This window comes from Pollutimonas rozaliensis (assembly GCF_048751585.1).
Taxonomy (GTDB): Bacteria; Pseudomonadota; Gammaproteobacteria; order Burkholderiales; family Burkholderiaceae_B.
In genome coordinates, this window is the sequence record NZ_JAZHOB010000001.1 from 57,111 (window position 1) to 76,792 (window position 19,682).

General features: G+C 61.8%; 15 protein-coding genes. 5 read left to right on the plus strand and 10 right to left on the minus strand.

The genetic code is table 11. The annotated features are described in order from the left end of the window. Window positions 1–291: 291 nt before the first annotated feature. The 4 genes from folE2 to V0R37_RS00290 all read right to left on the minus strand — a co-directional run bounded on the left by folE2 (window position 292) and on the right by V0R37_RS00290 (window position 4,396). Window positions 292–1,101, minus strand: coding sequence for a GTP cyclohydrolase FolE2 (gene folE2, locus V0R37_RS00275; protein ID WP_420372580.1), 810 nt, complete (start codon window positions 1,099–1,101; stop codon window positions 292–294). 115 nt (window positions 1,102–1,216) lie between these two features. Further along, on the minus strand, window positions 1,217–3,118 hold the full coding sequence (dxs, locus tag V0R37_RS00280; RefSeq protein ID WP_420372581.1) for a 1-deoxy-D-xylulose-5-phosphate synthase: 1,902 nt from the start codon (window positions 3,116–3,118) through the stop codon (window positions 1,217–1,219). A gap of 76 nt (window positions 3,119–3,194) precedes the next feature. Then, a complete protein-coding gene (locus tag V0R37_RS00285) occupies window positions 3,195–4,109 on the minus strand; it encodes a polyprenyl synthetase family protein (RefSeq protein WP_420372582.1) in 915 nt (304 codons plus the stop codon). Window positions 4,110–4,111: 2 nt separating this feature from the next. Then, window positions 4,112–4,396 carry an exodeoxyribonuclease VII small subunit gene (locus V0R37_RS00290; RefSeq protein WP_420372583.1) on the minus strand — a complete coding sequence of 95 codons (285 nt, stop codon included), beginning with the start codon at window positions 4,394–4,396 and terminating at the stop codon, window positions 4,112–4,114. A 282-nt stretch (window positions 4,397–4,678) separates the two neighbouring features. Between V0R37_RS00290 and V0R37_RS00295 the strand changes: the two genes are divergently transcribed. Continuing rightward, the gene (locus tag V0R37_RS00295; RefSeq protein ID WP_420372584.1) at window positions 4,679–5,830 is read left to right on the plus strand and encodes an aromatic ring-hydroxylating oxygenase subunit alpha; all 1,152 of its coding nucleotides are present in this window, start codon (window positions 4,679–4,681) and stop codon (window positions 5,828–5,830) included. A gap of 43 nt (window positions 5,831–5,873) precedes the next feature. Here the strand turns inward: V0R37_RS00295 and V0R37_RS00300 are convergent, their stop codons facing one another. Together V0R37_RS00300 and V0R37_RS00305 are read right to left on the minus strand one after the other, a co-directional pair. Further along, window positions 5,874–6,743 (minus strand): sulfurtransferase, encoded by an 870-nt coding sequence (locus V0R37_RS00300; RefSeq protein ID WP_420372585.1) that lies wholly within the window; start codon window positions 6,741–6,743, stop codon window positions 5,874–5,876. Continuing rightward, window positions 6,736–7,653, minus strand: coding sequence for a DMT family transporter (locus V0R37_RS00305; RefSeq protein ID WP_420372586.1), 918 nt, complete (start codon window positions 7,651–7,653; stop codon window positions 6,736–6,738). Before V0R37_RS00305 ends, V0R37_RS00300 begins: the two co-directional genes overlap by 8 nt. A gap of 149 nt (window positions 7,654–7,802) precedes the next feature. Between V0R37_RS00305 and htpX the strand changes: the two genes are divergently transcribed. Further along, complete coding sequence (gene htpX, locus V0R37_RS00310; protein ID WP_420372587.1) at window positions 7,803–8,684, plus strand: protease HtpX; 882 nt, start codon at window positions 7,803–7,805, stop codon at window positions 8,682–8,684. A 94-nt stretch (window positions 8,685–8,778) separates the two neighbouring features. Continuing rightward, on the plus strand, window positions 8,779–10,449 hold the full coding sequence (locus tag V0R37_RS00315) for a Na/Pi cotransporter family protein (protein ID WP_420372588.1): 1,671 nt from the start codon (window positions 8,779–8,781) through the stop codon (window positions 10,447–10,449). 12 nt (window positions 10,450–10,461) lie between these two features. Here V0R37_RS00315 and V0R37_RS00320 read toward each other — a convergent pair whose 3' ends face one another. After that, window positions 10,462–11,250: a dienelactone hydrolase family protein gene (locus V0R37_RS00320; protein ID WP_420372589.1), complete on the minus strand. Its 789-nt coding sequence runs from the start codon at window positions 11,248–11,250 to the stop codon at window positions 10,462–10,464. 42 nt (window positions 11,251–11,292) lie between these two features. Beyond that, window positions 11,293–14,010, minus strand: coding sequence for a DNA polymerase I (gene polA / locus V0R37_RS00325; RefSeq protein ID WP_420373110.1), 2,718 nt, complete (start codon window positions 14,008–14,010; stop codon window positions 11,293–11,295). Here polA and V0R37_RS00330 point away from each other — a divergent pair. After that, the gene (locus V0R37_RS00330; protein WP_489685790.1) at window positions 14,009–14,689 is read left to right on the plus strand and encodes an LOG family protein; all 681 of its coding nucleotides are present in this window, start codon (window positions 14,009–14,011) and stop codon (window positions 14,687–14,689) included. The two genes, polA and V0R37_RS00330, sit on opposite strands and share 2 nt — an antisense overlap. A 79-nt stretch (window positions 14,690–14,768) precedes the next feature. Continuing rightward, on the plus strand, window positions 14,769–16,250 hold the full coding sequence (locus tag V0R37_RS00335) for an NAD-dependent succinate-semialdehyde dehydrogenase (RefSeq protein WP_420372591.1): 1,482 nt from the start codon (window positions 14,769–14,771) through the stop codon (window positions 16,248–16,250). Between the two features lie 853 nt (window positions 16,251–17,103). Here V0R37_RS00335 and typA read toward each other — a convergent pair. Together typA and truB are read right to left on the minus strand one after the other, a co-directional pair. Continuing rightward, the gene (gene typA / locus V0R37_RS00340) at window positions 17,104–18,924 is read right to left on the minus strand and encodes a translational GTPase TypA (protein ID WP_420372592.1); all 1,821 of its coding nucleotides are present in this window, start codon (window positions 18,922–18,924) and stop codon (window positions 17,104–17,106) included. Then, entirely contained in the window at window positions 18,921–19,679 is a 759-nt protein-coding gene (gene truB / locus V0R37_RS00345) for a tRNA pseudouridine(55) synthase TruB (protein ID WP_420372593.1), read from the minus strand. The genes typA and truB overlap by 4 nt, the downstream gene beginning before the upstream one ends. Between the last annotated feature and the right edge of the window lie 3 nt (window positions 19,680–19,682).

Here is a 19,682-nt window from a genome sequence, read left to right on the forward strand (position 1 = left end):
ACGCCGATGGTTTTCGGTGACGCCGTCGAGGTGGACGGGCCGGGGACGGGCGACCATTGAGCAAGCCGCAGGCCCGGCTTGGAAGCGGGGGCGTAAGAGTGCGCGAACTCACAAATGATCAGTCCGGGGGACTGATCATTTGTGAGTTCGCGCACGTCCCCCGCTGGAAAGCCGGGACAAGGGAAGCCCGAAGGGCCGCAGCGATCGGGAGCACGGCCACGGTCCGTCCACCGTGGCGCTCAAGAACCCGAAGAAAGACCAGCCCAAGCCACCACAGCACCCAAAGGCAAATCAGCCTTCGATGACAGCGTAGGCGGAATGATTATGTATGGACTCGAAATTCTCGGCGGTGACGCGGAAACTGCGTACACCGGCCAGCCCCTGGAGATGCTCGGCCACATCGCGAACAAGGTCCTCGACGAACTTGGGGTTTTCGTAAGCGCGCTCGGTCACGAATTTTTCATCGCTGCGCTTGAGCAGGCCCCACAGCTCGCATGATGCCTGCTGCTCGATGTTGCGGATCAGGGCGTCCACATCGGCCTGCGAAGGGTCCTGATAGGCAATCTCGACCGTGACGTGCGAACGCTGGTTATGGGCGCCGTATTGCGAAATGGCTTTGGAGCAGGGGCACAGGCTGGTCACGGGGACCAACACGGAAAGCGTGAATTGCGCAACGCCGGCCTGGGCCTGGGCCTGGGCCGACCACTTGACCTCGTAGTCCATCAGGCTGGAAACGCCCGAAACCGGCGCGGTCTTGGAAAGGAAATAAGGAAAGGTCGCGGCAATATCGCCCTTCTGGGCGTGCAGCAAAGGCAGCATGTCTTGCGCCATTGCGCAAAACAGGGACGGCGTCATCGGCGTCTGGCGGTATTGCTCGAGCAGCGCCACGAAACGCGACATATGCGTTCCTTTTTCGTGCCCCGGCAAGGCCACGGTCAGTTCCCAGTTGGCCACGGTGGCCTGCGCCGAACCATCGGCCTGCGCAATGGCCATGGGATGACGCACGCCCCGGACGCCGACGCGCTGTATGGCGATGTGACGGGTATCGACGCTGCTCTGCACGTCAGGCATGGCAACAGCAGAATCAATCAGTATATTCATGAAATATAGACCTGGTGGACGCCCGCCACGGCGGTACGCCGGTTACTCAAAATATGATGCGGGAAGCCCGCCGCGATCAACCCCATAACCCTGACGGGATAGGGGCCTTTCACTGTTACTTTACCGCAAGTCCCGCTACGGACACATCCATTGGATGCACCAGGGAAGAGAAACGTTCCCGAATGGAGCGTTCTATGCCTGCGCCGTCCAGGCCCAATTCGGAAAGAATGGCCGCCTGTTCGCCATGATCGATAAAGCGGTCGGGCAGGCCCAGTTGCAGCACCGGCCGGGCGATATTCTGCCGGCTGAAAAACTCCAGCACGGCGCTGCCGGCTCCGCCCATGATGGAGGCATCCTCGACAGTCACGAAAGCCTGGTGCGTATCGGCCAGGCTTTGCAGCAGGGCCTCATCCAGCGGCTTCACGAAACGCATGTCGGCCACGGTGGCGCCAAGCGCCTCCGCGGCCTGCAGCGCCGCGCCGGCCAGGGTGCCGAAAGCCAGGATGGCGATATGCTCGCCCTGGCGGCGAATGACGCCCTTGCCCAGCTCGACTTCGTCCAGCCCTTCGTGCACCGGGGCGCCGCGGCCGGCGCCGCGCGGATAACGTACCGACGCGGGACCGGGATGACGGTAACAGGTGCTCAGCAGCAAGCGCGCCTCGTTCTCGTCGGACGGCGTGGCCACCACCATATTGGGAATGCAGCGCAAGAAGGCGATGTCGTAATTGCCGGCGTGCGTGGCGCCATCGGCGCCGACGATGCCCGCCCGATCCAGGGCAAAGGTCACATCCAGATTTTGCAGTGCCACGTCGTGTATGAACTGATCGTAGCCGCGCTGCAGGAAGGTGGAGTAGATGGCAAGCACCGGCTTCTGGCCCTCGCAGGCCAGGCCGGCCGCAAAAGTGACGGCGTGCTGTTCGGCGATGCCGACATCGAAATAGCGCGCGGGAAAGCGCTGTTCGAATTCGACCATGCCGCTGCCTTCGCGCATGGCCGGCGTGATGCCGACCAGGCGGCTGTCGGCCTGGGCCATATCGCACAGCCAATGTCCGAACACCTGGGTAAACGTCTGCTTGGCGGGCACCTTGGACTTCTGGATGCCCACGCTGGGGTCGAACTTGCCCGGCCCATGATAAAGCACGGGATCGGCTTCGGCCAGTTTGTATCCCTGCCCTTTCTTGGTGACCACATGAAGGAATTGCAGGCCGCCCAGCGCCTTGAGGTTTTCCAGCGTAGGGACAAGCGCATCCAGGTCGTGGCCGTCGATGGGTCCCACGTAATTGAAGCCAAGCTCTTCAAACAGGGTTGCAGGAGACACCATGCCTTTGGCATGCCCTTCGAAGCGGCGCGCCAGTTCGAGCACGGGCGGCACATGCTGCAGGACCGCGCGGCCCACGTTCTTGGCGGCAGCATAGAACCCGCCAGACAACAGGCGCGCCAGATAGCGATTCAGCGCCCCCACCGGCGGCGAAATAGACATATCGTTATCGTTGAGCACCACCAGCACATTGACGCCGGGCGTCACGCCCGCGTTGTTCAAGGCCTCGAAGGCCATGCCCGCCGTCATGGCCCCATCGCCTATGACGGCGATGTGCTGCCGCTGGTCAAGCCCCGCGTTGCGCGATGCCACCGCCATGCCCAGCACGGCGGAAATCGACGTCGATGAATGCGCGGTGCCGAACGCGTCGTACTCGGATTCGCTGCGCTTGGGAAAGCCCGAGATGCCGCCCTGCTGGCGCAAGCGGGCCATGCCGGCGCGCCGGCCGGTAAGGATTTTGTGCGGATACGATTGATGGCCCACATCCCACACCACGCGGTCGTCGGGCGTGTTGAATACGTGATGCAGGGCGATAGTCAGCTCGACCGTACCCAGGTTGGACGACAAATGACCGCCGGTTCTAGATACGGATTGCAGGACGAACTCGCGCAACTGGCTGGCGACCTCTTTGAGCTCGGCGCGATCCAGCGAGCGCAAATCGGCTGGCGTATTGATATCTTCGAGGATTACGGTAGGCATACAAGTCAAGGGATTGGGTACAAACTGCATTTTAGGCCGTCAATGGCGTCGGCGCTCAAACGGAGCGAAACAGAGCTCAGCGATCGCGCCCGACGATGTAATCGGCGATATCCGCCAGGCGGCCCGCGGCGGGCCCCAAGGGCAAAAGCGCGGCGCGGGCCTGGGCATGCAGCGATTCCAAAAGCTCGCGGGATCCGTCCAGGCCCATGATGGACACATAGGTGGGCTTGTTGCCGGCGGCATCCTTGCCGGCCGTCTTGCCCAGTGTGGCGGTATCCGAGGTTACATCCAGGATATCATCGACGACCTGGAAGGCCAGGCCCACCGCGGACGCGTAGCTTTCCAGACCCTGCCGAGCGGAAGAGCCGGCTCCGGCGACAATGCCGCCAAGCAGAACGCTGGCCTCGAGCAGCGCGCCGGTTTTCATGCTGTGCATCTGCTGCAATTGCGCATCGTTCAATGCCACGCCGACGCTGCCGCAATCGATGGCCTGGCCTCCGACCATTCCCATGCTGCCGGCTGAACGCGCCAGCAATTGGCAGGCCTGCACGACCAGGGCCGGCGCAATCGGCATCAAGGCCAGCAACTCGAACGCCAAAGGCTGCAAGGCATCGCCGGCCAGCATCGCGGTGGCCTCGTCAAAGCGCACATGAACCGTGGGACGGCCGCGCCGCAGCGCATCATCGTCCATGCAAGGCAAATCGTCGTGGACCAGGGAATAGGCGTGTATCAGCTCGACAGCCGCCGCGGCGTGATCAAGGGCGATTTCCTGCGCCGCCGCCGCTGTCCCCGCTTGCAGCGATGCTTCGCCGGCGGCATAGACCAGGGCGGCGCGTACGCGCTTGCCCGGGCCCAGCACCGCATAGCGCATGGCTTCGTGCAGGGTTTCAGGCGCTGCCGCGGCCGGCGGCAGCAGTTGGTCCAGCACGCCTTCGACATGCTGCACGCGCTCGGTCAGCCATGCCGGGAAATCTTGCTTTCTGTGCGCCATGCCTATTCCTCGCCGCTGTCGGCATCGGCCAGGGGCTTGAGCAAATTGCCTTGCAATACTTTGACCTGCTGCTCGGCCTGGTCCAGGCGGCGCTGGCATATCTTGGCAAGCTCGACGCCCTGCTCGTAGGCGGCCAGCGACTGATCAAGCGGCAGCGCGCCGGTCTCCATCTGGGAGACCAGCGATTCGAGTTGGGCCAAGGCCGTTTCAAAATCCTGCGGCAAGGCGGCCTTGCCGTCGGCTTGATCGGCGGCGGCGGGCGTGGAGCCGGGTTTTGCGTCGTTCATGAGCGTATTCCAGAAAATCAGCGCAGCCAAGGCCGCGCTTGTTTTGCATCCTGCCCAAATTGTACGAGAAGCCGGGCATGCCTGCCCAAACCCCGCATCCGGGCCCGACTTTAGAGCGGAAAAACTGGGGTACAATCCTAGCTCCTAAAAATTTCATCGGCCAGTCCGTTTTTTCTTCGCACCAGGACATCAAAGCAGGGATAACCGCAGGAAATGACCGCAAGGAAATGACCTCGATGGATTGCCGCGTTTTTTCCTGGTTTCATCACAGCGGGGGGAATCATGACCGACATCGGTCGGGAAGCGCATTTCGCGCTGGCGCAAACGCAACTTTCAGTCAGCAGCTATTTTGACGAAGCCGTTTTTGCCCAAGAGCAAGAACGCATTTTCAAGAATTCCGCACTTTACGTTGGACACGAAAAAGTCGTGCCCGAACCGGGAGACTGGCGTACCCTGCCGCAAGAACAGGCTGGGCGCGTTCTCGTGCGCAACGCCGATGGCGTGGAATTGATGTCGAACGTCTGCCGCCACAGGCAAGCCATCATGCTGGGCGGCGAGGGCGGAAACCTGGGCGGCACGCGAAGCGAGCACGGCAATCTGCGCAGCACCGGCGGAAACATCGTATGTCCGGTGCACCGCTGGACCTACAGCAAACAGGGCAAGCTGCTGGGCGCTCCGCAGTTTCCCAAGACACCCTGCATGGATCTGCAGCGCTACACGCTTAAGAACTGTCATGGGCTGCTGTTCGAAGGACCGCGCAATCCGGCGCAAGACTTGGCGGCCCTGTTCGACCGGCCCGAATTCGACTTCTCGGATTACGTGCTGGATCACGTCGAAGTGCATTCATGCCGCTACAACTGGAAAACCTTCATCGAGGTATACCTGGAAGACTACCACGTCGGCCCCTTCCATCCCGGCCTGGGCAAGTTCGTGACCTGCGACGACCTTAGCTGGGAGTTCTCCGACTGGTACAGCTCGCAGCGCGTGGGCGTGCACAAATCGCTCAGCCAGCCGGGCAGCGACGTGTATGCGCAATGGCACGACAGGCTGATGGATTACCGCGCGGGCCAGGAGCCCGATTTCGGGGCGGTGTGGGTCACTTATTTCCCCACGCACATGATAGAGCTCTACCCCCATGTGGTCGTGCTATCGACGCTGCATCCGGTCAGTCCCCAGGAAACGATGAATATCGTCGAGTTCTATTATCCGGAAGACATCGTTGCCTTCGAGCGCGAGTTCGTGCTGGCACAGCGGGCGGCCTACATGGAAACGGCGATCGAGGACGATGAAATCGCCGAACGCATGGACGCGGGCCGCAAGGCCCTGATGCGGCGCGGCGCCGACGAAGCCGGCCCCTATCAGTCGCCCATGGAAGACGGCATGCGGCACTTCCACGAATGGTATCGCCGCATGATGACCGGAGCCGGCGCCTAAGCGCCGGTTTTTTTTTTGCCGCCGAGCGGCTGGGCCGAATCCGTTACGGCGCGGAACGCGCCACCGGACGGGCGGGATCGCTGCACCACTCGCTCCAGGAGCCCGGATACAGCGCCGAGCCCTTCAGGCCGGCCAATTCCATGGAAAAAAGGTTATGGCAGGCGGTGATGCCCGATCCGCATTGATGCACGATCTGCGCGGCGGGACGCCCATCCAGCAAGGCATCGAACTCGCTCCGCAACTCATCGGGCGCCTTGAATCGGCCATCATCGCGTACATTCAGGGAGCTTGGACGGTTCAGGGCGCCCGGAATATGGCCGGCCACCGGATCCATGGGCTCGGTTTCGCCGCGATAGCGATTCGCGGCACGGGCATCGACCACGGTAAAAGACGGGTTTTCCAGGTTTTCCAGCACGGTCTGCGCATCGACCGTGGGCATCGCGGCCGCCGCCGGCGGCTCCAGGCTTTGCAGCGCCTGCGCTTCCGTCACCGAAGCGCTGCGCACGCCGGTTTCGCTGGCGCCGCCCGCCTGCAGCCAGGCCGGCCAACCGCCATCCAGGACGGCGACATTTTCGTGGCCCAGCCAGCGCAGCATCCACCACAAATGCGAAGCATACATGCCGTTGCCCCCATCGTAGACCACCACCTGAGACTGCCCGGTCAAGCCATGCAAACGCATCAGCACCGCGAAATCGTCGCGGTCGGGTAAAGGGTGGCGCCCGTTGCTGCCGGTTTTCGGGGCGGACAACTGGGTTTCGTGATCCAGAAACAAGGCGCCGGGGATATGCCCTTGCTCGTAGGCCTTCCTGCCGGCCCGGTGGTCGGCAAGGTCGTGGCGGACATCGAAAACAAGCCAATCACGCGCAGGCAGCTTTCCGCGAAGTTCGTCCGCGCTTATCAGTAACTTATACATTTCGTGTCTCCTTGTCATCATCCTGGACAGTCTGCTTGCTCAGCACCGTTTGGCCGCGCATGATGCGATCTTCGCTATACGTGCGCCAGATCGAGAGCAGGCCGGAAGCAATGATAAGGGCCATTCCGGCCCAAGCCACCGCATCGGGCAGATCGCCCCAGAAAACAATGCCCAGCAAGGTTGCAAAGATAATGGTTGTATATTGCAGCGCCGCCGTCAATAGCGCCGAGCCCAGGCCGAAAGCGCGGGTCATCGCCAGTTGGCCCACCAATCCCAGCACGCCCACGCCGGTCAACGCGAACCAGGCGGCAAGACCTATGTCCTTCCAGCCTTCCAGCGCCAGCCCCACCAGGCTGGTCAGGCATACGCAACATGAAAAAATGAACACGGTGCGCCACTCGGGCTCGCCCACCCGGCCCAATTGACGAATCTGCATCATGGCCACCGCGGACAAGGCGCCGGCGCCCAGGCCCAGCGCGGCGGGAAGAAACTGGTCCTGCGCGATGCTTGGACGCAGCACGGCGATGACGCCGAAAAACCCCAGCAAGACCGCCAGTATGCGTACCGGGTCGCGCTGGCTTCCGCCCCAGCCCAGCATCCAGCCCGCAATGAACAAGGGGGCGGTGTAGTTAAGGCTGATGGCGGTGGATAAAGGCAGGTGGGAAATTGCGAAGAAGCCCAGCCACATGGACCCGATGCCCGAGACATTGCGCCAGACATGCAGCTTCCAGCTGGACGGGACCAGGCTGCGGTGAGTGTAACGGGTCCAGAAATAGAGCAGCAGAACCGAAGGAATGCCGCGAAAAAGAACCACATGCGGCAGGGTTGCGCCATAATCCGAGGCAACCTTCACGCAGGCCCCCATGCCAGCAAACATCACACTCGCCAGTAACATCCACAGAGACTGCATGTACTCAACCGAAAATCTGATTAAAACCGCCAAGTCGCTACTATACTCTGATGCTGAAAAAATTATGGCGCCCCGACTTTAAATTAGAGGAACCGCCCTCCATATATGTAGTCCAAGGCTTTGCTCGCGTTATTCGGAAAACTTAAAACATGAAACGAATCTTCTTATTCCTGTTGACCAACATTGCTGTCATGGTCGTGCTCAGCGCTTCCATGAACGTATTGGGCGTGGGGCGCTTTCTTACCGCCAACGGCCTGGACCTGACCCAATTGCTGATTTTTTCAGCTTTGGTCGGCTTCACCGGCTCCATTATTTCCCTGCTGATCAGCAAATGGATGGCCAAGCAGTCCACCGGGGCCCGCGTCATCGATCCACAGGCGCCCGCCAACGCCAAGGAAGCCTGGCTGCTGGATACCGTGCACCAACTTGCCGACCGGGCCGGCATCGGCCGGCCCGAGGTCGCCATCTATGACGGCGCACCCAATGCCTTCGCGACAGGCGCCTTCAAGAACGACGCCCTGGTCGCGGTGTCGACCGGCCTGCTGGACAGCATGACCGAAGAGGAAGTGGCCGGCGTGCTGGGCCACGAGGTCGCCCACGTTGCCAACGGCGACATGATCACACTGACCCTGATCCAGGGCGTGGTCAATACCTTCGTCATATTCTTTGCGCGCATCGTCGGTTACTTCGTGGACCGCGTCGTACTGAAGAACGATCGCGGCATCGGGGCGGGCTATTACATTACCGTCGTTGTGTGCGAAATCGTCTTCGGCATATTGGCGTCGGTCATCGTCGCGTGGTTCTCGCGCCAACGCGAATACCGCGCCGATGCCGGCTCGGCCAGCCTGCTGGGTTCGCGCGAACCCATGCTTCGCGCCCTGGCCCGCCTGGGCGGGCTCGAGGCCGGCGAATTGCCCAAGGCCTTCAAGGCGTCGGGTATTTCGGGCACGCGTTCCATCAGCGCCATGTTCGCCTCGCACCCGCCCATTGCCGCGCGCATCCATGCCTTGCAAGCCGCGCAACGCATCTGACCACTACGGCGCCTGGAAGATCCCTTCTCTTCCAGGCGCCTGCAGCCACCAGTTTTCCGCAACATAAGCCGAACGCCTGGTTTATCATGCGGACATGACGGAATTATTTGCCCTGCTGAACTTTGGCGGCTACATCGCGCTGCTGCTTTGGGGCGTCCATATGGTTCAGAGCGGGGTGCAGCGCGCCTTCGGCGCGGCTCTCCGGGTCTGGATGGGCCGGGCTTTAGGCACCCGCATACGGGCCTTCTTCACCGGGCTGGCCATTACCTCGGCCATACAAAGCAGCACGGCAACCGGACTGATGATCACCAGCTTCGCCGCGGGAGGCCTGGTTGCCCTGTCTCCCGGACTGGCGGCGATGTTGGGCGCCAATGTCGGGACGACCATCATCGTCCAACTGCTTTCGTTCAACCTTACCGTCCTGGCACCCACCTTTATATTGGCGGGCGTCTGGCTGTTCCGGCGCAACCAGCCCAGCAGGCGGCGCGACCTGGGCCGCGTGTTCATAGGGCTGGGGCTGTTATTGCTGTCGCTGCACGAACTCGTGCTGCTGTTCGCCCCGCTGCAGGATGCGCGGCTGCTGGAGATACTGCTGGACGCCTTGGCCGATCAGCCGGTCATCGCCCTGCTATTGTCGGCCATTCTGGCCTGGGCGTCGCACTCCAGCGTTGCCGTGGTCGTATTGATCATGTCCCTGGCCAGCCATGGCCTGATCGAACCCTCGCTGGCCTATGCCTTGGTGCTGGGGGCCAACCTGGGCACCGCCGTGAATCCCCTGCTGGAGGGCGCCAGCGACGAAGATCCGGCCGCCCGGCGCCTGCCGCTGGGCAACTTGGGCACGCGCTTGGCCGGCTGCCTGCTGGCGCTGGCGCTGCTGCCCTGGCTGCCCGCCTTGATGAACGCCCTGACGACCGATTCCGCAAGGGCTGTGGCGAACTTCCATACCCTGTTCAACGTAGCCGTCGCGCTGCTGTTCCTGCCTTTGTTGACCCCTTATTCGCGCATGCTCGTGCGTTTGCTGCCCAAGCGCAGCGACCCGAACGACCCGTCCCGTCCGCAATATCTGGACGAATCCGCCCACGAAGTCCCCGCCATCGCGCTGGGCAATGCCGCGCGCGAAGCCTTGCGGGTGGCCGACATGGCGCAAAGCCTGCTGGGCATGGCGCGCGCCGGCTTTCTGCGGGACAACCGGCACCGGATCGCGCACGCACGTTACATCAACAATGCCATCAACCGCCTGGACGGCGCCATCACCACTTACCTGGCCACGCTGGACCAGGACGCCATGAACAAGGAAGACCATCGGCGGCTGGACGAAATACTGGCCTTCTCGTCGAACATGGCCCATGCCGGAAATATCGCCACCGGCGGCCTGCTGGGCCACACGGCCACCTTGCGCAAGAAAGGCTGGGCCTTCACCGCCGCGCAACGCGATGAGCTGACCACAATATTGGACAGGCTGATGCGCAACCAGCGCCAGACCGCCGCGCTGTTCGTCGCTGAAGACATCCGGAGCGCACGCTATCTGGCGTTCGAAAAAGACCACTTCCGCGAACTGGAAGCCACGGCGGCGGAGCGCAATCTGCAGAACATTCAGGCCGGCAGGTTGGACCAGGCCGAACTGGGGTCCTTCTACCTGGACATACTGCGCGATGCCAAAACCATCAATTCATTTTTGGTTGAAGCGGCCGCCTACCCCATACTGGCCAAGCACGGCGAACTGCTGCCCAATCGCTTGCGCGACAATGGCGGCTCTCCCGAGTAGAGGCCTGCGCCCTCAGCCCAGATACCGGCCGAACCAGGCCAACGCCTTGTCCCAGGCATCCTGCGCGTCCTGCGCATGATAGCTGGGCCGATAGTCGGCATAGAAGGCGTGCCCCGAATCCGGATACACAACGATTTCCGAGCTTTGCGCCGCGGCATTGCCCTGCGCCAGCGCGGCTTCCATGCGCCGCACATCCTCAACCGGAATGCTGGTGTCGCGCCCGCCATACAAACCCAGCACCGGCGCGTGCAGTTCAGCCGCCACGTCGATGGGATTGCGCCGTTGCAGCGGGCCGTGACCCGTCGTCAGCTTCCCGTACCAGGCCACGCCGGCCTTGCAGCGCGGGTTGTGGGCCGCATACATCCAGGTAAGGCGGCCGCCCCAGCAAAATCCGGTCACTCCCAAACGGGCCGTGTCGGCGCCCTGGCTTGCCGCCCATTTGACGGCGGCGTCCAGGTCGGCCAGCACCTGCTCGTCGGGCACCCGCGACACAATGTCCTTGATCAGGGCGCCCATGTCGGAATACTGGCTGGCATCGCCCTGGCGCTGGTACAGCTCGACGCCTACCGCCATATAGCCCTGATGGGCGAAACGCCGGCATACGTCCCGGATATGCTCGTGCAGGCCGAAAATTTCCTGGATGACGAGAACGACGGGCGCCTGCTCGCTATCGGCGGGAACGGCGAAATAAGCCGGTATCGTTCCGTCGAAAGTGGGCATGTCCACCTGTCCGTGGCGCAAGCCGTCGACGCTGGTATGGATGGTGGTTCCGGCTGCCCCGGTAATAGGTGAAAACGACATTTTTGACTCCTTGTCCTTGCCAGTACTCGCGATCGCGAGCGGTCAATGGGCTTGTTCCCAATTCGGCCCTATGCCCACTTCGGCCACCAGCGGCACGCTAAGACTGGCCACGTTGCACATAAGCCCCGGCAAATGCCGGGCCACAATATCGACTTCGCCCGCGGGAACGTCGAGCACCAGTTCGTCGTGCACCTGCATGACCACGAGGCTTTCCAGGCCTTCGGCCTCGAGCCAGTCCTGGACGGCCACCATGGCCATCTTGATCAGGTCGGCGGCCGTGCCCTGCATGGGCGCATTGATTGCCGCCCGCTCGGCGGCCGCCTGCCGGGGTCCCTTGGCGCCGCGCAGCTCGGGCAGCCAAAGCCGCCGGCCGAACACGGTTTCCACATAACCCAGTTCGCGCGCCATCTGCTTGGTTTGCGCCATATAGTTTGCCACACCGGGATAGCGGGCAAAGTAGCGATCTATATAAGCCCTGGCCGCGTCGCGCGTGATGCCCAGATTGGAGGCCAGGCCGAATTCGCCCATGCCATAGATCAAGCCGAAATTGATGGCCTTGGCCGCCCTGCGCTGCTCGCCCGAGACCTCGTCCAGTGCAACGCCAAACACTTCGGAAGCGGTTGCACGGTGGATGTCATCGCCTCGCTCAAACGCGCTGCGCAAGTTGTCGTCGTCGGAAACATGGGCCATGACGCGCAGCTCGATCTGCGAATAGTCAGCGGAAAGGATCTGTCCTTTATCGGAGATGAAGGCCGTGCGCACGCGCCGGCCCTCGGGGGTGCGCACCGGAATGTTCTGCAGGTTCGGATCCGACGAGGCCAGCCGGCCGGTGATCACCGCGGCCTGCGCGTAACGCGTATGGACGCGCCCCGTGGCGGGATTGATCATTTTGGGCAGCTTGTCGGTATAGGTGGACTTGAGCTTGGCCAAGCCCCGGTATTCCAGCAACAGCGCGGGCAAGGGATAGTCGCGCGCCAGCTTGCTCAACACGTCTTCATCGGTCGACGGCGCGCCGCTGGCGGTCTTGCGGACCACCGGCAACTGCATGCGCTGAAAAAGGATCTCGCCCAGTTGCTTGGGCGAATTCAGATTGAACGGCTGGCCGGCCAGCTCGAACGCCTTTTTTTCGAGCGCCAGCAATTGCTGGCCGAGCTCGTGGCTTTGCATCGCCAACAGATCGGCATCGATGCGCACCCCGTTGCGTTCTATGGTGGTCAGCACCCGCGACACCTGGATTTCCAGAAGATAGATGGCATCGAGCCCCGGATCCACAGCAAGCTGCGGACGCAGCGCCTGATGCAGTTGGAAAGTGAAGTCGGCATCCTCGCAGGCATAGTGGGATGCCTTTTCGACCTCGACTTCGTCGAAGCACAATTGCTTGGCGCCCTTGCCGCATAAATCCTCGAACGTCGTGCCCGTGCGGCCCAGCCAGCGCTGGCCCAGTTCCTGCATATTGACACGCCGATGGGATTCCAGCACATAGGCCTGAAGCATGGAATCCTCGGCTATGCCCGCCAATGCCACGCCCTCGTTCAAGAACACATGCGCATCGTACTTGGCGTTGTGCAGCAGCTTGCGGGCCGAAGAGTCCTCAAGCCATGGGCGCAAGCGCGCCAGCACCTCGTCCTTGGGCAACTGGCGCACATTGTCAGGCCCACGATGAGCCACCGGTATATAGCACGCCACGCCCGGGCCGACGGACAGCGACATGCCCACCATGCGCGCGGCCATGGGATCGATCGAAGTGGTTTCGGTGTCCAGCGCAACCAGCTCGGCGGCCTGGAGCTTGGCCAGCCAGCGCTCCAGCGCGTCCCAGTCCAGGATGGTCTCATACTGAAGATCGACCACCGGCGCGGGTGTTTCGACGGCCTGGCGGCTGTCCTGCGCGGGGATGCGTTCGGGCTCTCCGCTAAGCTCGCGCAGCCATGAACGAAAGCCGTACTCGTCGTATAGCGCGATCAGGGTTTCGCGATCCAGGGGTTTAGGCGCCAGATCGGCAAGGTCCAGGGCCAGATCGGGAATATCGCAATCTGTCTTGACCGTCAGCAATTGACGGGTCAATTCGAAATTGGGTATGGCGCCGCGCAGGTTCTCGCCCGCCACGCCCTTGATGCTTGCGGCGTTCTTGACCAGAGCCTCTATCGAACCGAACTCGCCCAGCCATTTGGCGGCGGTCTTGGGGCCCACCTTGGGCACGCCCGGCACATTGTCCACCGCATCGCCCGTCAGCATTAAAAAGTCTACAATCTGTGCAGGACTGACCCCGAATTTTTTTATCACGCCGTCCACATCCTGCCGCTCTCCGCTCATGGTGTTGACCAGTTCGACATGCTCGTTCACCAATTGGGCCAGATCCTTGTCGCCCGTGGACACTATCGTATGCACATTTTCGCGCGCCGCGCGGCAAGCCAGCGTGCCGATGATGTCGTCGGCCTCGACGCCCGGCACCGCCAGCACGGGCCAGCCCAGCGCCCGAACGGCCCGATGGATGGGCTCGATCTGTGCTGATAACTCTTCAGGCATGGACGGACGGTTTCCTTTGTATAAAGGATAGATATCGTCGCGGAATGTCTTGCCTCGGGCATCGAACACGCAGGCCGCATAGTCCGCCTTGTAATCCTGCAGGAGTCTCCTTAACATGGAGATGACACCATAGAGGGCGCCGGTTGGCTCTCCCTTGGCGTTTCGCAGGTCGGGCATGGCGTGATAGGCGCGATACAGATAGCTCGACCCATCAACAAGTAACAAGGTTTTTTTCATGTCAAACAATAAAATAGTCCGTATGCCGGCAGCGCAGCAGATTCCTGGGATTATGTCAGAGATGCAGGTCGCTGCCGAGACTTTGCAGGAAATCGGTTGGGGCGTCAGTGTTTTCGGCAGCGCCCGCATCCGTCCCGATTCACCCTACTATGCATTAAGCGAGGACGTCGGCGCCCGGTTGGCCAAAGCCGGCCTGACCGTCATTGCCGGCGGCGGACCGGGCATCATGGAGGCCGCCAATAAAGGCGCTTTCGAAGCGGGCGGCAATAGCGTGGGGCTCAACATCAAGCTGCCGCGCGAAGCCAGCAACAATCGTTATCAAACTCACAGCCTTACGTTCGATTACTTTTATTCACGAAAAGCCACGTTTTTCATGCATAGCGCCGCCTACATCGCCTTGCCGGGCGGCTTCGGCACGCTTGACGAGCTTTTCGAAGTCCTCACCCTGGTCCAGACGCATAAAGTGCCGCCGGCACCCATCATGCTGATCGGCACCGAATTCTGGTCCGGCCTTATAGATTGGATAAAAAGCCATTTGCTGGCCAACCAATTGATCGGGCCGCATGACCTGGATCTGCTGACGCTGACCGACGATCTGGATCTCGTCATGCGGCAAATCGAAGAGTTCTGCCAAGACTATGCCGAAGAACGCGATGCGGCGCCCGCCCTTCCGGAATAATCCCGACGCATCCCTGCCTCCAGTGCGGGCATACAATTGATTATTCCGTTCCATCAACCCTTTTACCCGGAAGAATGACATGACCGCACAGCAGCTTCCTTTGAACTTGAACGATCCCAGCCTGTACAAAACCAGCTCCTACATCAACGGAACATGGATGGACGCCCGGGACGGCGCCACATTTGCGGTGGATAACCCGGCCACCGGACGCATCATCGCGCAGGTCGCCAATCTGGGCGCGGACGAAGCGCAAGACGCCATCGCCGCCGCCGACCGGGCCTACAAGGAATGGCGGGCGCGTACCGGCAAGGATCGGGCCAACATCCTGCGCAAATGGTTCGACCTGATCATTGCCAACACCGAGGATCTGGCCCAGTTGATGACCCTGGAACAGGGCAAGCCCATTGCCGAATCGCGCGGCGAGATCGCCTACGGCGGCTCCTTCGTGGAATGGTTTGCCGAGCAGGCCAAGCGCGTCAGCGGCGACATCATGGCTTCGCCCAATCGCGCCAACCGGATGCTGGTCATGCGCGAGCCCATAGGCGTCTGCGCCGCCATAACGCCCTGGAATTTCCCCAACGCCATGATCACCCGCAAGGTGGCGCCGGCGCTGGCCGCCGGCTGCACGGTCGTGCTGAAACCCGCGGAACAAACGCCTCTTTCGGCCTTGGCGCTGGCCGAGCTGGCCCAGCGGGCGGGCATTCCGGCCGGGGTGCTCAATATCATTACGGCAGACAGCGACCGCTCGATCGCCATCGGCAAAGTCCTGTGCGCCAGCCCCATCGTCAAGAAGGTGACCTTTACGGGTTCGACCGCGGTCGGCCGCATACTGATGCAGCAAAGCGCCCCAACCATCAAGAAACTGTCGCTGGAGCTGGGCGGGCACGCGCCCTTCATCGTATTCGATGACGCCGATCTGGATGCGGCGGTCGACGGCGCCATGACCGCAAAGTACCGCAACGCCGGCCAGACCTGCGTCTGCACCAATCGCATCTACGTGCATGAAGCCGTGTACGACAGCTTCATCGAAAAGTTCGCCGCCAAGGTGGGCGCGCTTACGGTGGGCGATGGTTTCACCGACAAAGTCGCGCAGGGCCCGCTTATCGACGACGCGGCGATCGTAAAGGTAAAAGAGCACGTGAAGGACGCCATCGACAAGGGCGCCAAGGTTACGGTCGGCGGGCAGGCCCATGCCTTGGGCGGACGCTTCTTCCAGCCGACCGTGCTGTCCAACATAAGCGAGGACATGCTGTGCATGAAAGAGGAAACCTTCGGCCCTCTTGCGCCGGTTGTAAAGTTTTCGGACGAAGACCATGTCATCGCGCTTGCCAACAACACCGAGTACGGCCTGGCCTCCTATTTCTACAGCCGTGACGTGACGCGCATCTTCCGCGTCGCCGAGGCGCTGGAATATGGCATGGTAGGGGTCAATACAGGCCTGATATCGAACGAGGTCGCACCCTTCGGCGGAGTCAAGCAATCGGGTCTGGGCCGCGAGGGCTCGGTTTACGGCATGGACGACTTCATGGAGCTCAAGTACGTTTGCCTGGGCGGGATGTAAGCCCATTCCCATATCAAACGTGCACTTTGTCGGCTTCGCTTGCCTTACAAGTAGGTTCTCGCGCTTCGCCTTCGCCTTCGCGTTCACGTTTGATCTAGAGCATTTTCGGTTCAAGTGCTTACGTGCTTGTTGGTTCTGCCGGTGCAATATCCAGTGGTAATTCGGAATCCGTGTGGAGTGTTTTCTGACGGGAGTTCGTGCGCGGTGGTGCCACTATGGACTGCGGGGCGAATTCCGTGCAAGGTATGCTCTGACGCGTGCCGGGTGGCGGGAGCCGGCCTTGCTCCTCGTGCCCGGTTCGGCGCCCTGCGCGCCGAACGCCGCTGCGCCTGGCTCCTGCGCCCGTTCGGGCTGCGTTCGCCGACGGCTCGCTCGGCCCCGAAAGTCGCCGCGTCCGGCCCCCGCCACCCGACCCGCTGCGGTGTTTTGCGTTTGAGGCGCCGCTGGGGCGGTTTTTGTGCTTGGCCTTTTTATGTGGCGCTCGGTGCCGCTGGAAGGGGTCTCGCGCCGTCCCGGCCTCGCGCGCCCGCCGCGCGGGCCAGGACATTCGAGCTTGACGGATGATCCATCGTCAACAGTGTCCATCGCCAACAGTGTCCATCGCTAAGGGGGTTCATCGCTAACTATGCTGCCAAGGCGCAGCCGGTGGGCAGGGGATGGGCGAGGTTTGAGCAAGCCGCTGCAAGGGAACCCAGAAGGGGCGCAGCGATCCAAGCCCGGCCCCTGCCCACCGGCTGCGCCGGTTGTATAAGCGGTTGTATAAGCTAACTCCACACCTGAACCAGGAAATGCGCTAGAAAAAGCAAAGGCGCCCGAAGGCGCCTTGCAAACTGCTTTTCTTTACATCAAAAAATCAAGCAGCATCCCTGGATGCGCGGCGACGCTCGTGCTCTTGCAGATAGCGCTTGCGCAGGCGTATGGACTTGGGCGTCACCTCGACCAATTCATCATCGCTGATGAACTCGACCGCGTATTCCAGCGTCAACTGGATGGGCGGAACCAGGTCGATATGCTCGTCTTTCCCTGAGGAGCGGACGTTGGTCAGCTTCTTTTCCTTGATGGGATTGACCACCAGGTCGTTGTCGCGGCTATGGATGCCGATGATCATGCCCTCATACAAAGGCTCCTGCGGGGATACGAACATGCGGCCGCGATCCTGCAGCTTCCACAAGGCGTAGGCCACGGCGGCGCCTTCGTCCTGGCTGATGAGCACGCCGTTGCGGCGCTCGCCCACACCGCCTTCGCGCATCGGCGCGTAGTCGTCGAAAATGTGGCTCATCAAACCCGTGCCGCGCGTCAGCGTCATGAACTCGCCCTGGAATCCGATCAGGCCGCGAGCGGGAATACGGTATTCAAGGCGCGTACGGCCGCGGCCGTCGGCCTGCATGTCCTGCAGGTCGCCCTTGCGGCGTCCCAGCTCTTCCATGACGCCGCCCTGATGGGCGTCCTCAAGGTCGACAGTCAGCAATTCGTAGGGCTCCAGCCGGACGCCGTTCTCTTCCTTGTACACCACGCGCGGACGCGATACGGCCAGTTCGTAACCTTCGCGGCGCATGTTTTCCAGCAATATGGTCAGGTGCAGCTCGCCGCGCCCGCACACTTCGAAGACCGTATCGTCATCAGTGTCGTTCACGCGCAAGGCCACATTGGACTTCAGCTCGCGGTCCAGGCGATCGCGCAATTGGCGGCTGGTCACGAACTTGCCTTCGCGGCCGGCCAGAGGCGATGTGTTCACCATGAAATTCATGGTCAGGGTGGGCTCGTCGATGCGCAGCATGGGCAGCGCTTCCGGATTGGCCGGATCGACGATGGTGCAGCCAATGCCGATATCCTCGATACCGTTGATCAGCACGATATCGCCGGCCTGTGCTTCCTCGACCTGTTCGCGCTCCAGTCCCTTGAACTTCAGAACCTGATTGATGCGGCCCTTGATGGGCTGACCGTCCGGACCGAACTTGACCACGACATCCTGTGCCGCGCGCAAGCGCCCGCGGTTGATGCGGCCCACGCCTATCTTGCCGACGTAGGTGTTGTAGTCCAAGGAAATCACCTGCATCTGCAAGGGACCGTCGGGATCATCCTCGCGCTGCGGCACGTGCTTGAGTATGGCGTCGAACAAGGGCCGCATATCGCCTTCGCGCACGTCCTCGGTCAAGCCCGAATAGCCCGCCAGGCCGGATGCGTAGATCACCGGGAAATCAAGCTGCTCTTCGGTCGCGCCCAGCTTGTCGAACAGGTCGAACGTGGCGTTGATGACGAAATCGGGACGCGCGCCGGGACGGTCGATCTTGTTGACCACGACGATGGGCTTCAGGCCCAGCGCCAGGGCCTTGCGGGTCACGAAGCGGGTCTGGGGCATGGGGCCTTCGACCGCATCGACCAGCAGCACCACGCCATCGACCATGGACAGCACCCGTTCCACCTCGCCGCCGAAGTCGGCGTGTCCCGGGGTATCGATGATGTTGATGTGCGTGCCTTCGTACTGCACCGAGCAGTTCTTGGCCAGAATGGTGATCCCGCGTTCCTTCTCGATATCGCCGGAGTCCATGACCCGCTCGGAAATGTGCTGGTTGTCGCGGAAGGTTCCGGACTGGCGCAGCAACTGATCGACGAGTGTGGTTTTACCGTGATCGACGTGGGCAATAATTGCCACATTGCGCAGAGCGCGATTCATAATTCTTCATCCTTTTGTTTGGTGGTTGCTGGCAATAGGCCGGCGGGCAAGGCATCGAGTGCGATTAAAGTGGTTTGAGGCGCGGGCATGGCTTGCAACGCATCCAGTCCGATGGCGTCGTCCAGCTTGAACGGCCCGACGCTGGTGCGCCGCAAAGCCTTCAAGTGAGCGCCGCAACCCAACCGGCGGCCAATGTCCTGAGCAAGGGTGCGTATATACGTACCCTTGCTGCACTGAACCGCAATTTCCGCCTCAAGCCCGTCAAGGCTCAAGAGTTCCAGTTTGTAAATAGTGATCTTCCTGGCAGGCCTGTCCAACTCTATTCCCTGACGCGCGTACTCATAGAGCGGCTTGCCATCGCGTTTCAGGGCCGAATACATCGGCGGTATCTGTTCGATCTCGCCACGGAATTCCTCCAGCGCCTTGTCCAGTTCGTCGCGCTCGACGCCGCCGAACCCCTCGGCTGCCTGCGTGACGATATTCCCGGTCAGATCGCCCGAATCTGTTTCCTCGCCGAAGCGCAAGGTGGCTATATAGCCCTTGTCCGCCTCCAGCATATAACTGGATATTTTAGTTGCCCGGCCAAGGCAACAGACCAGCAGGCCGGTCGCGAATGGATCCAGCGTGCCGGTATGTCCGGCCTTGCGCGCATCCAGCGTGCGCTTGGCTCGCTGCAGGGCGTGATTGCTGGACAAACCTTCTGGTTTGTCCAGCAACAGGACACCATCGAGCATCTGCCCGCGTCGGGAAGCCATCGT